The sequence below is a fragment of the Actinacidiphila sp. DG2A-62 genome (genome assembly GCF_035825295.1).
Lineage (GTDB): Bacteria > Actinomycetota > Actinomycetes > Streptomycetales > Streptomycetaceae > Actinacidiphila.
Map to the genome: position 1 here is coordinate 6,200,064 of NZ_JAYMGI010000002.1, position 14,757 is coordinate 6,214,820.

The 14,757-nt window shown below is 68.4% G+C and carries 17 protein-coding genes and 1 pseudogene; 9 read left to right on the plus strand and 9 right to left on the minus strand.

All coding sequences use genetic code 11. The features are described 5' to 3' along the window. Positions 1-121 precede the first annotated feature (121 nt). The 6 genes from nhaA (at position 122) to VSR01_RS27935 (ending at position 5,328) form a co-directional block, all read left to right on the plus strand. Positions 122-1,378, plus strand: coding sequence for a Na+/H+ antiporter NhaA (nhaA, locus tag VSR01_RS27910; protein ID WP_442785562.1), 1,257 nt, complete (start codon positions 122-124; stop codon positions 1,376-1,378). A gap of 8 nt (positions 1,379-1,386) precedes the next feature. After that, a complete protein-coding gene (locus VSR01_RS27915; RefSeq protein ID WP_326451838.1) occupies positions 1,387-1,746 on the plus strand; it encodes a hypothetical protein in 360 nt (119 codons plus the stop codon). Positions 1,747-1,898: 152 nt separating this feature from the next. Next, positions 1,899-2,378, plus strand: coding sequence for a cation:proton antiporter regulatory subunit (locus VSR01_RS27920; RefSeq protein WP_326451839.1), 480 nt, complete (start codon positions 1,899-1,901; stop codon positions 2,376-2,378). A gap of 4 nt (positions 2,379-2,382) precedes the next feature. Then, positions 2,383-3,561, plus strand: a complete 1,179-nt coding sequence (locus VSR01_RS27925) for a cation:proton antiporter (protein ID WP_326451840.1) — start codon at positions 2,383-2,385, stop codon at positions 3,559-3,561. A 195-nt stretch (positions 3,562-3,756) separates the two neighbouring features. Further along, complete coding sequence (locus tag VSR01_RS27930) at positions 3,757-4,194, plus strand: NfeD family protein (protein ID WP_326451841.1); 438 nt, start codon at positions 3,757-3,759, stop codon at positions 4,192-4,194. A gap of 27 nt (positions 4,195-4,221) precedes the next feature. Continuing rightward, positions 4,222-5,328: an SPFH domain-containing protein gene (locus VSR01_RS27935; RefSeq protein ID WP_326451842.1), complete on the plus strand. Its 1,107-nt coding sequence runs from the start codon at positions 4,222-4,224 to the stop codon at positions 5,326-5,328. A gap of 137 nt (positions 5,329-5,465) precedes the next feature. On the opposite strand, the gene VSR01_RS27940 is transcribed toward VSR01_RS27935, so the two are convergent. The 4 genes from VSR01_RS27940 to VSR01_RS27955 form a co-directional block, all read right to left on the minus strand. Beyond that, positions 5,466-5,726 carry a hypothetical protein gene (locus tag VSR01_RS27940; protein ID WP_326451843.1) on the minus strand — a complete coding sequence of 87 codons (261 nt, stop codon included), beginning with the start codon at positions 5,724-5,726 and terminating at the stop codon, positions 5,466-5,468. Positions 5,727-5,889: 163 nt separating this feature from the next. Next, the gene (locus VSR01_RS27945) at positions 5,890-6,951 is read right to left on the minus strand and encodes an ArsO family NAD(P)H-dependent flavin-containing monooxygenase (protein WP_326451844.1); all 1,062 of its coding nucleotides are present in this window, start codon (positions 6,949-6,951) and stop codon (positions 5,890-5,892) included. Beyond that, entirely contained in the window at positions 6,948-8,069 is a 1,122-nt protein-coding gene (arsB, locus tag VSR01_RS27950; RefSeq protein ID WP_326451845.1) for an ACR3 family arsenite efflux transporter, read from the minus strand. Before arsB ends, VSR01_RS27945 begins: the two co-directional genes overlap by 4 nt. Continuing rightward, a complete protein-coding gene (locus VSR01_RS27955; RefSeq protein WP_326451846.1) occupies positions 8,066-8,374 on the minus strand; it encodes an ArsR/SmtB family transcription factor in 309 nt (102 codons plus the stop codon). Before VSR01_RS27955 ends, arsB begins: the two co-directional genes overlap by 4 nt. Positions 8,375-8,448: 74 nt before the next feature. On the opposite strand from VSR01_RS27955, the gene VSR01_RS27960 reads away from it, so the two are divergent. The 3 genes and pseudogenes from VSR01_RS27960 to VSR01_RS27970 all read left to right on the plus strand — a co-directional run. Next, positions 8,449-9,084, plus strand: coding sequence for an arsenate-mycothiol transferase ArsC (locus VSR01_RS27960; protein ID WP_326451847.1), 636 nt, complete (start codon positions 8,449-8,451; stop codon positions 9,082-9,084). Positions 9,085-9,134: 50 nt separating this feature from the next. Continuing rightward, complete coding sequence (locus VSR01_RS27965) at positions 9,135-9,548, plus strand: arsenate reductase ArsC (protein ID WP_326451848.1); 414 nt, start codon at positions 9,135-9,137, stop codon at positions 9,546-9,548. Then, positions 9,545-10,069: pseudogene (locus VSR01_RS27970) on the plus strand (NAD(P)/FAD-dependent oxidoreductase); the annotation flags it as partial. The gene VSR01_RS27965 and the pseudogene VSR01_RS27970, both read left to right, overlap by 4 nt. A gap of 1,070 nt (positions 10,070-11,139) precedes the next feature. Here the strand turns inward: VSR01_RS27970 and VSR01_RS27975 are convergent. The 5 genes from VSR01_RS27975 to VSR01_RS27995 form a co-directional block, all read right to left on the minus strand. Then, entirely contained in the window at positions 11,140-11,676 is a 537-nt protein-coding gene (locus tag VSR01_RS27975) for a hypothetical protein (protein ID WP_326451849.1), read from the minus strand. Positions 11,677-11,892: 216 nt separating this feature from the next. Then, positions 11,893-12,231: a helix-turn-helix domain-containing protein gene (locus VSR01_RS27980; RefSeq protein ID WP_326451850.1), complete on the minus strand. Its 339-nt coding sequence runs from the start codon at positions 12,229-12,231 to the stop codon at positions 11,893-11,895. Further along, positions 12,228-13,406, minus strand: a complete 1,179-nt coding sequence (locus VSR01_RS27985; RefSeq protein ID WP_442785563.1) for a tyrosine-type recombinase/integrase — start codon at positions 13,404-13,406, stop codon at positions 12,228-12,230. Before VSR01_RS27985 ends, VSR01_RS27980 begins: the two co-directional genes overlap by 4 nt. A gap of 113 nt (positions 13,407-13,519) precedes the next feature. Next, complete coding sequence (locus VSR01_RS27990; protein ID WP_326451851.1) at positions 13,520-13,915, minus strand: hypothetical protein; 396 nt, start codon at positions 13,913-13,915, stop codon at positions 13,520-13,522. Beyond that, positions 13,912-14,673 carry a DnaB-like helicase N-terminal domain-containing protein gene (locus tag VSR01_RS27995; protein ID WP_326451852.1) on the minus strand — a complete coding sequence of 254 codons (762 nt, stop codon included), beginning with the start codon at positions 14,671-14,673 and terminating at the stop codon, positions 13,912-13,914. The genes VSR01_RS27990 and VSR01_RS27995 overlap by 4 nt, the downstream gene beginning before the upstream one ends. Positions 14,674-14,757 lie beyond the last annotated feature (84 nt).

The following is a 14,757-nucleotide window of genomic DNA, read 5'->3' on the forward strand; positions in this document are numbered from 1 at the left end:
CGAAATAGCCGAAAAGCTTGGGTGTGCCGGGAAGTCTGGTCGGCGTCGAAGGGGCCTGTGGCCCGTGTGCCGATTCCTGGAGGTTTGTTCGGTGTGTGCTGCCCGGCGTGAGCGTTCGGTGTTGTTCGGTCTGCTGCCTTGGCCTGAACGGGTGGAGGTGGCTCGTGCTCTGCGCACGGAGACGGTCGGCGGGTTGGTGCTGCTGGCGGCGGCCGTGGTGGCGCTGGTGTGGGCAAACTCCCCGTGGAGCGGGACGTATGAGCGTGTCCGTGATTTCCACTTCGGTGTAGCGGCGCTCGGGCTGGATCTGTCGGTGCAGCACTGGACTGCTGACGGGCTGCTGACCGTCTTCTTTCTGGTCGCCGGTATCGAGCTGAAACGCGAGCTGGTGGTAGGCGAGTTGCGAACCGCGGCCACTGCGGTGCTGCCGGTGGTCGCCGCGGTGTGCGGCATGGGGGTGCCGGCGGCGTTCTACCTGGCCACCACGGGGCTTGCCGGCGGCAGCCGGTCGGGGTGGGCGGTGCCTATGGCCACCGACATCGCGTTCGCGCTTGCGGTCCTGGCGGTGCTGAGCACGCACCTGCCCTCGGCCCTTCGGGCGTTCTTGCTGACCCTGGCCGTTGTCGACGATCTCGGTGCGATCCTGGTGATCGCGTTCTTCTTCAGCAGCGGTCTGAACCTGGTTGCGCTGGGCGGAGCCCTTGTCGGACTGGTTGTTTTCTACTTGCTGCAGCGCTTCCGGGTGGGCGGCTGGTGGTGGAATGTGCCGCTGGGGGTGGTGATCTGGGCGCTGATGTACAACGGCGGGATCCATGCCACGGTGGCCGGCGTGGCGATGGGGCTGATCCTGCGCACCAGGCGCGACCAGGGTGAGGCCGTCTCGCCGGCAGAGCGCGTGGAGCATCTGCTGCGGCCCTTCTCTGCAGGTGTGGCGGTACCCCTTTTCGCTTTGTTCGCTGCCGGGGTGGGTATCTCGGCTTCGGCGCTGGGTGAGGTGTTCACTCGCCCGGAGCCGCTGGGCGTGATACTCGGTTTGGTGGTCGGCAAGACGGTGGGAATCTTCGCAGGTACTTACCTGGCGGCCCGGTTCACCCGGGCCCGGCTCAACCCGGATCTGGCCTGGGGGGACGTGTTCGGCTTGGCGGCACTGGCCGGGATCGGGTTCACCGTGGCCCTGCTGATCGGTGAGCTGGCCTTTCCCGACCCCGCAGCCGGTGAGCACATCAAGGCCGCGGTTCTGGTCGGCTCGCTGATCGCAGCCGCCCTGGCGGCACTGCTGCTGAAGCGCCGCAACGGGGTCTACCGCCGCCTGAGCGAGGCCGAGGACCGGGACGAAGATGCCGACGGCATCCCCGACATCTACCAGCACCACTCATGAGGTGCGCCGTGCAGAAAATCCCTGACGCTGTTGTCAACTTTCCGACGGTCGCGTTCACTGCCGTACTTGTCCACGTCAGCGCATTTTGGGTGTTCGTCCTCATCACCAGACCTGGGTGGGAAAGTCGTCACCTCACCGGAGCGCTGAAACGAGAAGACATCAAGCTGATGAGGGCGGCCTCTGCCGTCCTCGTCCTTTCCGGCATTTTCAGTCTGGCCGGCTCCCTGCTCCTGCACAGCGTGGATTGCGCCGCCCCCTTGCATACGGTGTTGGACCTGCTCCTCCTGATCGCCTCTGTGGCGCTTGGGTTCCTCGCCACACGCATGGCGGCATGGGCATGGCGCCATGCGCGAGGTGACGCGGGCTAGGCAGCACCCGTCGTCCCGCCAACGCTCTCACCGACGATTGGGCGGCTCCTGCTTCGTTGAGTACATCCGGCCCTGCCGCCTTTGCCGGGTATTACCGGCGCCTGAGCGACACAGGAGGTGCGATACGCATAACGCACAGTGATGATGGGTGCATGGATGTCGACGAGGTGCTGCTGCCCGGCGTGGGGCTGCGCTACGAGTTCGTCAACCGCCAAGGCGACCGGATCGGTGTGATCGCCCGGCGCTCGGGTCGCTTCGACCTGATGGTCTACGAACGCATGGACCTGGACACGGCACGGTTCGTGCTGCAGCTCACCAACGAGGAGGCCGACACCTTGGCTGAACTCCTGGGCGCCCCCCGCATCGCCGAGCGGTTCGCCGACCTCACCAAAGAGGTGCCGGGGCTCAGCGCGGGGCAGGTCGAGGTACGCGCGGAGGGCCCGTTCGCCGACCGTCCGCTGCGAGAGACCCGAGCCCGCACACGGACCGGCGCGTCGATCGTGGCAATCGTGCGCGGCGAGGAGGTGATTCCTTCGCCGGGGCCCGAGCAGGTGCTGCGTCCCCAGGATGTGCTGGTGGTGATCGGCACCCACGACGGGATCGCCGCGGTGGAACAGATCATTCGGGGTTGAGCAGGTGCAGATCTCGGGCGCTCTGCTGCTGGAGCTCGGCATGATCCTGACCGCGCTCAGTGTGCTCGGGGCGTTGGCGCGGCGTTTCGCGCTGTCGCCCATCCCGCTCTACCTCTTGATGGGCCTGGCGCTGGGCGAGGGGGGCATCGCCCCGGTGCCGGCCGCCGGAGCATTCGTGGAGACGGGGGCCGGCATCGGGGTGGTCTTGTTGCTGCTGGTGCTGGGGCTGGAGTTCACGGTGTCCGAGTTCACCGTCAGCATGCGCCGCCATCTGCGTTCGGCAGTGCTCGACCTCGTGCTGAACGCGGCCCCCGGGGCCATGGCCGGATGGCTTCTGGGACTGGATGCGGACGGCGTCCTGGCGCTCGCGGGAGTGACCTACATCTCCTCCTCAGGCATCATCGCCCGGCTCCTGGGCGACCTGGGGCGTCTGGGCAATCGGGAAACTCCCGCCGTGCTGTCCGTGCTCGTGCTGGAAGACTTCGCGATGGCCGTGTATCTTCCGCTGCTCGCCGTCATCGCGGCCGGTGGGACATGGCGGCAGGCGCTGGTGGCAGTGGTGCTCGCCCTCGGCACGGTGCTGGCCGCGTTCGCCCTGTCGTACTGGTGGGGACATCACGTGGGACGTCTGCTGTTGCATCTGCGTCCGGAGGGCGAGCAGCTGCTGCTGCGAGTCCTCGGGCTGACGCTGATCATCGCCGCCCTCGCCGAGGCCGTTCACGTCTCGGCCGCCGTCGGGGCGTTTCTCGTCGGGCTGCTGCTCACGGGCGAGGCGGCAGACCGGGCGCGGGAGGTGCTGAGCCCACTGCGGGACCTGTTCGCCGCTGTCTTCTTCCTCGCCATCGGTCTGTCCGTCAGTCCGAAATCCCTGCTCCCGGTGCTCCCCGCCGCCCTGCTGCTGGCCTTCGTCACCGTCCTGACGAAACTGATCTCAGGCTGGTACGCCGCGCGGCGGGAAGGCGCGGGGCTTCGCGGCCGACTGCGGGCCGGCACCGCCCTCATCGCCCGGGGCGAGTTCTCCATCGTCATCATCGGCCTGGCCGGTGCGCACCAGGACCGGCTCGGTGCCCTGGTGGCCGCGTATGTCCTGCTGCTTGCCGTGGCCGGGCCCGTGGTCACCCGCTTGGCGGACCTACGCGGCACCACCGGTCCGCCGCATCCGATACAGACGACAGTGCCCTGAGGAGAGGTCCCCAGCCCGGCAACGTGACTGGCCCCACCAGCAGCAAAGGAGACCCACAACCAAGGCGCGCGCGAGAGTTCTCGGGTGAGGCGGCCAGCGAGTCGTGAACATTACCTGGGCAGTCCCACGCTCCCGCTCTCGGCGTGGCGTATCGCGGTAGTCTGGAACTGCCGGGACCCTAAGGAGGGGGTTTCGATGCCATGGTTCGCGTGGCTGCTCCTTGCCGCAGTTCTGGGCGCTGCGGAGTTCTTCTCCCTGACGCTGGTCTTCGGTTTGCTGGCGGGCGGCGCATTGATTGCCGCCGTTGTTGCCGGTGTGGATGTCGGCCTTCTTGGTCAACTCGTGGCTTTTGGGGTATCCGCAGCGGTCGGCCTTCTCGTCATCCGCCCTATTGCGATGCGGCATATGAGGCACCAGTCGCCATATCGTGAGGGAAGTGACGCGCTGATCGGTAGGCGGGCCGAGGTCATCCGGGAGGTCACGGCGACCCGTGGTCTGGTCAAGCTCTCCGGCGAACAGTGGTCTGCCCGCCCCCTCGACGAGAGCCTCGTGATCCCGGTTGGAGTGGTGGTGGACGTCATGGCGATCGAAGGCGCCATGGCCATCGTCTACCCGCGTGAGCCACTCCCGTGAACGGCCGAATACGCTTCTGGAGGACCCGTGGATCCAGTGGTCATTCCCATCCTCGTGGCAGCAATAGTTGTCGTTTTCCTGGCTTTTTCCACAGTGCGGGTTGTTCCGCAGGCTCGCCGTTACAATATCGAGCGGTTCGGTCGATATCGCCGGACGCTGCAACCGGGCCTGAACTTCGTCGTTCCGGTGGCCGACCGCGTCAACACCAAACTCGACGTGCGCGAGCAGGTCTATTCCTCCGACCCGAAGCCGGTGATCACAGAAGACAACCTCGTGGTGAACATCGACACCGTGCTTTACTACCAGATCACCGACCCACGGGCGGCGGCCTACGAGGTCTCCAACTATCTGCAGGCCATCGACCAACTCACCGTGACCACGCTGCGGAACGTCATCGGCAGCATGGATCTGGAGGAGACGCTCACCTCGCGCGAGGAAATCAACACCCGGCTCCGCAACGTTTTGGACGACGCCACCGGCAAGTGGGGCATCCGGGTCAACCGCGTGGAGATCAAGGCCATTGACCCGCCGCACACGATCAAGGAAGCGATGGAGAAGCAGATGCGGGCCGAGCGTGACAAGCGCGCCGCCATCCTCCACGCCGAAGGCGAGCGGCAAGCCAAGATCCTCACCGCAGAGGGCACGAAGCAGCAGGAGATCCTTGAGGCCCAGGGCACCCAGCAAGCCACCATCCTGCGGGCGGACGGCGAGGCAAAGGCGGTGGAACGCGTCTTCCAGGCAGTCCACCGCAACAACGCCGACCCGAAGGTCCTGGCCTACAAGTACCTCGAGATGCTTCCCACCCTGGCCGGCAGCGACAACAACACGTTCTGGGTGATCCCGGGAGAGCTGACCGAAGCGGTTCGAACGGTCACTTCTGCGTTCACCGACCAGTCGCAAGCCGGTGCACCCGAACCGGCGCGCCCAGGAGAAACTGCCACCTCAGATGGCAAGGCGGCCATGGACAGGGACAGGACTGCGGAGTTGGAGCCAGGACCTGATGCCCTTGAGTCCGCCGAGGCCGCCGAGGAGGCTGTGAAGCAGGCCGCCGAAGCCGTGAGCGACGCAAAGGCGGAGGCTGAGGCCGCAGCGCCGCCCCAGAAGCCGCGGCGCGGTCAAGGCCCTGATGGTTGAGCCCCGCAACGCAAGCCGACTACTCCACTTGTATTGAGGTCCATGCGCCATGCGCATGGTACGGCCACCATCCACGCGGCGGCCTGGAGGGACCTCTGAAATCAACCAGGGTCGCGTCGCCCCACTTGGTCTGTTGTTCACCGAGCGGGGAGATCCAATTGGTACTCGGTGAGGGTGTCGACGAAGAAGCTCTCCTCGTCCTGGACCGAGATTTTAGCTTGCCGCCGACGCTGCAGCGTGACGACGTCCGCCAGCCCGGTCTCGATCGGCCCCGGCTCCTCATCAGCAGCGGCCGTCGGCGGTACGAGCGTGAGCGTGCGACTTTCCGTATCTGACGCGAAGACGCAGATTACGCGTCTGACTCGCGAATTCTGCGAGTTGCTGCTGAGATTCCACACCCAACGAGTGACGGCCGGAAACCGGGGATCTACCTGCCCAGATGCCGCTTCAAGTCACCGAGACACCGCTCGGGAACCCGCGCGTACTCCACTAGCAGGGGCAGCAGCGCGGTGGGAATCTCGCCGACGACGTCGGCAAGGAAGCTAGCCGACCCGATGATCTCTACTGCAGGAGTTCGGTGATCTGGCGGGCTGCGTCGCGGGCGGGCCGGCCGACGCCGATGAGGGTGGCCGATGCCGGGCCGGTCCAGTCGCCGTAGCCGAACAGGTGCAGTCGCGGCTCGTCCACGGCGCGGGTGCCGTCGGTGGGGATGTGGCCGCGCGGGGTGCGCAGGTTCAGCGGGGCGAGGTGGGCCAGCGCGGGGCGGAAGCCGGTGCACCAGATGACCGCGTCCGCACCCGCCTCGTGGCCGTCGTCCCACCGTGCGCTGGTAGCGGTCAGGCGGGTGAACATCGGCTGCGCGGTCAGGAGTCCAGCGTCGCGGTCTGCCCGCACCGGAGGTATGGCGACGATGTCGCCGAGTGAGGCGACGCCGCCGGTGTCGGTGCGGCCGGCGTTGAGGGCTTGGCGGTGGGCGGTCGCGGCGTCGAACAGGGCGCGGCCGTCGATGTCGTCGGCCAGGTAGCGCGGCGGGCGCTGGGTCACCCACGTCACCTCCGCCTCGCCGGCCAGGGCGAGGTCTGCGGCGATCTGGGCGCCGGAGTTGCCCGCGCCGACCACGACCACGCGCTGCCCGGCGAAATCAGTTGGGCTGCGGTAGTTCACCGTGTGCAATTGCCGCCCGGTGAAGATGTCGCGGCCGGCGACGGCGGGCAGGAAGGGCCGCGACCAGGTGCCGGTGGCGCTGATGACCGCCCTCGCCGCCCACGTTCCGGTGTCGGCTTCGACCAGGAGCCGGTCGCCCTGGCGGCGCACGGCGCCCACGCGGGTGTTGCGCTGGATGGGCAGGTGGTATCGCTTCTCGTAGTCGGTGAGGTAGTCGGCCACGTGGGAGGCGTCGGGGTAGGTCTGGCCGGGCTGGGGCGGCATGGGCCGGCCGGGCAGGGAGGAGTAGGCGGCCGGGGAGAACAGGTGGAGGGAGTCCCAGGTGTGCTGCCAGGCCCCGCCCGGGGCCGCCTGGGTGTCGAGGATGACGAACTCGATGCCCAGGCGGCGCAGGTGGTAGCCGGCGGCCAGCCCTGCCTGGCCGCCGCCGATCACCACCACGTCCACCGGCCGGGTCACGGCGCTGTCGTCACCGCGTCCGGAGCGAACTTCTTTCGCCAGGCGAGTGCGACGTAGACCAGGCCGATCAGGACGGGCACCTCGATCAGGGGGCCGACGACACCGGACAGGGCCTGGCCGGAGGTGACGCCGAAGGTCGCAATCGCCACGGCGATGGCCAGCTCGAAGTTGTTGCCTGCGGCGGTGAATGCCAGCGTCGCGGTGCGGTCGTAGGTCAGACCGAGGCCCTTGCCGAGCAGGAAGGTGCCGAAGAACATGATGGCGAAGTAGACGAGCAGCGGCAGGGCGATGCGGGCGACGTCGCCGGGCTGGTGGGTGATCGTCTTTCCCTGGAGGGCGAAGAGGATGACGATCGTGAACAGCAGCCCGTACAGCGCCCACGGCCCGATTTTCGGCAGGAACTTAGCCTCGTAGTTCTCGCGGCCCATCTTCTGCTCGCCGATGCGGCGGGTCAAAAATCCGGTCAGCAGTGGCACGCCGAGGAACACCACGACGTTGACCGCGATCTTCCACACCGGCACGTTCAGCCCTTGGCCGTCGCCGAGCCCGAGCCAGCGGGGCAGGCCGTCGAGGTAGAGCCAGCCCAGCAGGCTGAAGGCGAGGACCTGGAAGACGGAGTTGAGCGCGACCAGGACGGCGGCTGCCTCGCGGTCGCCGCAGGCGAGGTCGTTCCAGATGATGACCATGGCGATGCAGCGGGCAAGTCCGACGATGATCAGGCCGGTGCGGTAGGCGGGAAGGTCGGACAGGAAGATCCATGCCAGAGCGAACATCACCGCAGGTCCGACGATCCAGTTGATGACCAGCGAGGAGACCATCAGCTTCTTGTCGCCGGTGACGCGGTCGAGGCGGTCGTAGCGGACCTTGGCCAGCACCGGATACATCATGATCAGCAGGCCGACCGCGATCGGCAGGGACACCCCGCCGATCTCGACCTTGGCCAGAGCACTGTTCAGCCCGGGGATCGCCCGGCCCAGACCGATCCCGACGCCCATGGCGATCAGGATCCACACCGCCAGGTAGCGGTCCAGGGTGGAGAGCTTTCTGACGATCGAGTCCTCCCCAGCAACCGGGGCGGCGCCCTGGGCGGGGGCGGTGGTGGGCTCGGTGGAGGTCACGGGCAGGCCCTCTTGTTCTCGGCAGCGGTACGGGCGGAGGCGGCAAGCTGCGCGAACTGCTCGGACAGGCCGGCCAGGACCTCGGGGCGCAGCTTGTAGTAGGTGAACCGGCCGCAGGGCTCGGTATCCACCACGCCCGCTTCGCGCAGGACCTTCAGGTGGTTGGACAAATTGGTCTGCTTGGCGCCGGTCTCCTCGACCAGGTGCGTGGTGCACAGGGTCTCGCGGGCGAGCAAGGTCACGATCTGCAGCCTGAGAGGGTCGGCCAGAACCCGCATCAAGTCAGTGTCGACTGACGTCATCATGGGCTGATACTGTCACATCATTCAGCACTGACACCAGTGCGAGCTGAACCGTTGGGCCCGTCGAAAGGGTACCCATGTCCGCCTCACCACCTCCCGCCTGGCCCGACGAGCGGCTCAGCACCGGAGCCGCCCGCCTCGCCGCCCGCCACCAGGGCCAGTTCTCCGCGGAGACCGTGCAGCAACTGCTCATCGACTCCTACCGGCTCCTCGCCGAGAACGCCCGGGTCCGCACCCACCTTGTGGTACTGGCCGAGCGCCTGACCGCTGAGCGGCTCGACGCCCTCGCCCACACCCGGACGCCGGCCACCGGCGGCGCGGTGCGGGTGCTGTTCGTCTGCGGGCACAACGCCGGCCGCTCGCAGCTGGCCGCAGCCCTGCTGGCCCACCGGGCCGGCGAGCGCGTGGTCGTCTCCTCCGCCGGGACCGACCCGGCAGCCGAGGTCGAGCCGCACGTCGCTCAGGTCCTCACGGAGTCGGGCTTGCCCGTCGCGGACGCCTATCCCAAACCGTTGACCGGCGAGGTCGTCCAAGCCGCCGACTACGTGATCACGATGGGCTGCGGGGACGCCTGCCCCGTGGTGCCGGGCCGGCACTACCTGGACTGGGACGTCGCCGACCCCGACGGCGCCCCGCTCGATGCCGTACGCGCCATCCGCGACGACATCGACGCCCGCATCACCGACCTACTGGCCGCCCTCCCCAGCGCCTGACCGCTGCATTTCCGCACCTCCTGCTGAACCACCTCGCCAAGGGATGAACGATGTCCGACAAGCCTTCCGTCCTGTTCGTCTGCGTCCACAACGCCGGTCGCTCGCAGATGGCCGCCGCCTGGCTGACCCACCTCGCCGGGGACCGTGTCGAGGTCCGCTCCGCCGGCTCCAACCCCGGTGACGCCGTCAACCCGGCCGCCATCGCGGCGATGGCGGAGGTCGGCATCGACATCTCCGCCGAAACCCCGAAGATCCTCACCGTCGACGCGGTGAAGGAGTCCGATGTCTGCATCACCATGGGCTGCGGCGACACCTGCCCGGTCTTCCCCGGCAAGCGCTACCTCGACTGGGATCTCGAAGACCCGGCCGGGCAGGGCGTCGAGGCCGTCCGTCCGATCCGCGACGAGATCAAGACCCTCGTCGAGGGCCTGATCAAGGAGATCGCCCCGGAGAAGACGGCATGAGCGAGATACGCGACGTCGTCATCATCGGCTCCGGCCCCGCCGGATACACCGCCGCCCTCTATACCGCCCGCGCCCAGCTCAGGCCCCTGCTGTTCGGCTCCAGCATCTTCGTCGGCGGCTCGCTCACCACTACGACCGAGGTGGAGAACTTCCCCGGCTTCCCCGAAGGCGTCGACCTGCCCGCCTTGATGGAGAACATGCGGGCCCAGGCTGAGAAGTTCGGCGCCGAGATGATCGACGACGACATCACCGCCGTCGACCTGACCGGTGGCGTCAAGCTGCTGACCGACTCCGAGGGCACCGTCCACCGCGCGAAGTCGGTGATCATCGCGACCGGCTCCGGGTACCGCAAGCTCGGCCTGCCCCGCGAGGAGGAACTGTCGGGGCGCGGGGTGTCGTGGTGCGCCACCCGCGATGGGTTCTTCTTCAAGGGTCGGGACATCGTTGTGGTTGGCGGCGGCGACACCGCCATGGAGGAAGCGACCAGCCGGTCGGAGGGCACCGACGGCGGAACCGTGGTGATGCCCGCGAAGACGAGACCGCGGGTGGGGTCTTTGAAGATCACACGTTCTTGTCGAAGCGCTTTGAAGATGTTGCGCACCACGATGTGGATGGACCGGGCGGGGGTGCCGGTGCGGGTCGCGATGGCCGCTTCGATGTCCTCGCGGGTGATGGACCGCAGAGTCACGGTGCCGTTGGCGATCCATCGTTGCAGCACTGGTTGGAGCACGTCGAAGTAGCGGGCGATGCTGCGGTAGCTGCGCGCGGGGCGCTCCCATCGGCCCTCGCCGCGGACGGCCCGCACCCAGGTGCGCATCTCGCGGCCGATGGCGTCCGGCAGAGCGGCCATCTCGCGTTCCAGTCGGGCCTGGTGGCGGTCTCGGTGCAGGTCGGGGTCGGTGCGAAGCATCCCGCGCTCGCGCAGGAACCGGGCGGCGCGGCGCGCACTGAGATGCTCATCAGCGTGGGCCAGGTCGTGGAGGTCGCCCTCCAGAACAGGCGCGTCCGCTCCCAGCCAGGACAGCAAGATCGTCAGCGTTCGCTTGGTGGAGGTGATCGGGGCCCTGCTCCCACCTTTCATGTTTCGCCAGTGCGACCATCTCAGCCAGGAGCACCTCAGCCGCAGGCGTCAGCACCGGCAGTAGGCGAACGGGGGTACCGATTAGCGGGCGCCAGTCGCGCCGCGCCGTGAACAGCAACTCCTGCCCGGGCAGGGCCAGGTGCTCCGACACCTTTCGGCCGTCGTCCTTCCCGACAACGGACCCAGCCAGGCGGCGCATCAGTGCCGGACCGGTGGGAAGAGGCTCGCCGAACCAGAGCTGCGTGAACGGCTCGCGCTCGGCGCCAGGGCCGTGGGCGGCGATGTGGGTGCGGCAGCCGCGGCAACGGCCCTCGACGAGCGGCCCGGACCGTTGGCAGCGGCTGCACACTCCCATCACCGCGTCAGGCTTGTGCGCCTCAGCACACCGCAGGCATCGCTGTCGCCGTGTCGCGATGAACCAGCAGTCGCACAGCACGCACGACCGCGGTGTCGGGTCCGGCCATGTCCGGGTCCGACGCATGCCGGTCTGCCGGGGCCGCGCGGACCGCGTTACCGCAGACCGATGCAGGGGGAAGGGGCCGGCGGCGTCGGCCGCAGCATCCCGGCTCGCTCCAGGATCGCGCGCACCGAGCGGGTGTAGTTGGGGATGTCATCCAAGACGTGCTCGTCGACCAGGTCGTCTCCGTGCGCGTCGCGAACGGCGAGGGCGAGCCGGAGCATCTCGACCAACTTGCGCTGCATCGGCCTGCCGATGCCGGTGTCGGCCGCGTACGCGGCGGTGTGCACTACCAACTCGTCGTAGCCCTCCAGCGGCCGTTGCAAAATGCGACGGCAGACCTGGATGGAAAGCCGATGCCTGACCGGAAAGAGCGCGAGCTGCCCCCGCAGCGCGGCTGGCAGGACGGCGGGGTCGTCCCGACACGGCCCTCGGGATGCGTTGCGGGCTTCCAGCCACTGCAGCCGCTCCCGCCCGCCGACCGTGCGGCGGCCGGGCTTACGCAGCGGCTGAGCATGCGTGGGCGCCAAGCCGTAGAACACCAGCTGAAGCTGCAGATCACGGGGGCGGCACATCTGCGGGGCCGTCACCCACTCAGCGTCCGCCTCCAACCGGACCGCGTGGAGGCACGGCCGGCACAGGGGGTCGGAGTTCAGGTGCCGGGTGTGTCTGCAGCGTGGGCACCGGGCACGCTCGGGGTGCAGTCGGCGCCACTCGGTGCAGCCCTGGCAGATGTGATGCCGACCCAGCAGGCCCCATCCGAGGCACTCCCGGCACTGCCGGCCTCGATTCGAAGCGGTCACGGGTCAGTTCGGTGGGAGCGAGCGCGGGCCGCTCTTCTGCCGTGGACTGGGGCGCACCGGCCGGCTTGCCGGCTCGGGCCCCCCGACGGCCCGAGCCTCCGGCATCGCGTATCCGTGCTCGGCCGACAGTGGCTCGGCCTGGAGGAGATCGCCCACGGTGCATTCCAGCACGGCGCAGATCTTGTCCAGGTCGTCCAGGCGGACGGTGACCGGGGTGCCGCTCCACATCGCGGCGACCTTGCTGAGAGACGGGGTGAAGCCCACGGTCTTGAACGCTTCCAGTAGTTCGGTGGGGCGCCACAGGTCGCGCTGAGCGGCCACCATCCGCAAATTCCACTTCACCGCAGGTTCCCCTTGTCCATCATCAGACGCTGAGCGGCGCGGTTGCTCGCGGCCAGACTCGCATCCTCCGGGTCGGCCTGAGCGGTCGCCATGTATCGCACGGTGGTGGTGGCCCAGTCGTGGCCGAGGACGCGTTGTACCTCCCACAACGTCATCCCACGCTCATAGTTGTGGGTCGCGCAGGCGTGCCGCAAAAGGTGTGGGAACAAATCGGTGACCGGTCCCCGCAGATGCGCTGCCGCCGCGTTGTGCAGCACACGGCGAAAGGCGGGAGGCCCGAGCGCCGGCGCGATTGGCAGATTCAGCGCGGCCACTGCCTTCGGGCTGCGCTCGGAAGGCCACAGAGGCGCCCGCGGATGGTCGGCGTCGTCCCCGAAATCCCCGCGAATCTCTTCCACATACCACCACAGCAGCTCGCGGCCCTCCTTGAACAGGTACGCCTCACGCTGCCGCGGGCCGGAGCCGCGCGATCCCTTGCCCTGGACGACGAAGCGACCCCACTGGCCGTTCTCCCAGTGCACATCCTCCAGACACACCCCGCACAGCTCCGCCGCCCGCACGCCGGATAGATAGGCGATCTTCGCCATGACGTAGTCGCGGCAGGCCACCGCGTACTTCCTGGCAAAGGGAAGCTGCTCCCGCCAACGGGAGAAGAAGTCCTTCATCGCCGCTTGCGAAGGCGGGATGCGCAACCCGAAGTCACCACGGTGGTGCGGGCGGTTGAACGGGTCGATCGGCGACTCGACCGCGCACCCGAAGCGCATCATGATCTCGTGGGCATAGCGCTGTTCGAGAAAGGCGAAGTACGCGTCGATGTAGTTGCACTTCTGCCGCATCGTCGACCGAGCACGCTTGCCCGGCCCGGCGAAATACTTGTCGACCTCACGCGGCGAAAGCTGCCAGGGCACCGTGCCGTAGAAGTCGCAGACCTCGATGACCGGCTTGACCAATTGGTCGATCGTCGACGCCGCGAGACCGGCGGCGTCCCGCGCCCACTGGTACTCGGTGAGGGTGTCGACGAAGAAGCTCTCCTCGTCCTGGACCGAGATCCTGGCCTGACGCCGCCGCTGCAGCGTGACGACGTCCGCCAGCCCGGTCTCGATCGGCGCCGGCTCCTCATCAGCAGCTGCCGTCGGCGATACGAGCGTGAGCGTGCGACTTTCGGTATCTGACACAAAGACGCAGATTACGCGTCTGACTCGCAGATTCTGCGAGTTGCTGCTGAGATTCCACGCCAACGAGTGACGCCCGGAAACCGGGGATCTACCTGCCCAGATGCCGCTTCAAGTCACCGAGACACCGCTCGGGAACCCGCGCGTACTCCACTAACGATCACGATGCGGCGGCGGCCCACGGGTCTGGCGGTGTGCCATCCCGCGTACACGCGGCCGGCGGGCGTCAGGTAGAGATCCCGGCCGGTGTCGTTCCAGGTGACCGGGCCCTGGTCCCAGGGCTGCGGCCGGATGTCGGCGTATCCGGCCCGGTACACGACAGCCAGGGTCCTGGCGTTGAACCACCGCTCTTTGGCCCAGTAGGCGGCGGAGCTGATGCCGGGAACGAGATGGTCGGGGCGCTCCGCTGCGGCGAGCACTGCTTCGTGAGCCGGGCCGTTCAGCTTCGGGCCCGGGCTCGGGGGCGGGGCGGCAGGATGCGGGGGAGGATCGCCGGAGCGGGGATCGGTCACGTGTTCCTTGTAAGAGCTGGAGCGGGTGCGCGGCCCGCGGGCGCTGTGTTGCGCCGTGCGGCCAAGGCGGGTGGACGGGGAGCCGGCGGGGGATCTGCTGGCGGCGGGGCACGGCGTCTGGTGACCTGGGCGAGTTCGCTCAAGGCCCGGCGGGCGCCGAGGATGAGATGGTGGGGTGCGCGGGTGGGGTCGCCGGTGAGCGTGGTGATGTGATGTCCGGCGGTTTTGGCCGCGGTCAGTAGTGCCCGCTGGTGGATGCGGCGTGCCCAGTGGTCGGCCGGGCCGGCCGGACGCTGCAGGACCGCGAGAAGGTCGGCGGGATCGCTTTCGCCCAGGGCTCCGTCCTGCCACACCTGCCACAAGACGGTGACCGGATCGATGAGGGCGCCGCGTCGGATCATCAGGTCGAGCGCGGCGAACACGCGTCCGTGCAGGGCCGAGTTGAAGTCTTGGGGGCGCAGCCCCCGCAGCGTGGCGTGGTCTTCGGGACGGGCGGTGACGGCGGCGAGGAGGAGTTGCTCTTCGTCCAGCGTTTCCCGCGAAGGCTGACCCACGGGGGGAGCGACGGGTTCGGCTCGGGGGACGGGGCCGGACCGGTGGGGCCAGTGGGGCTGGTTGCGGTCGAGGAAGGCCAGGAGGCGGCCAGCTTCGTCCACGACGGCCGCTGCCGGGTCGGGGTGGCTGATGTCGCCGGCGGTCTGCGCCAGGCGGATGGCGTGCTCCCGCAGATCCCGGCGGAATGCTTCGGCGCGGATCATCGATGCGTAGGCGGCGGCGTGGGCGGGGGCGGGGCATGCGGAGATCAGGAGGTGTGGGCTTGATCCGCTTTGACGGACATTCGA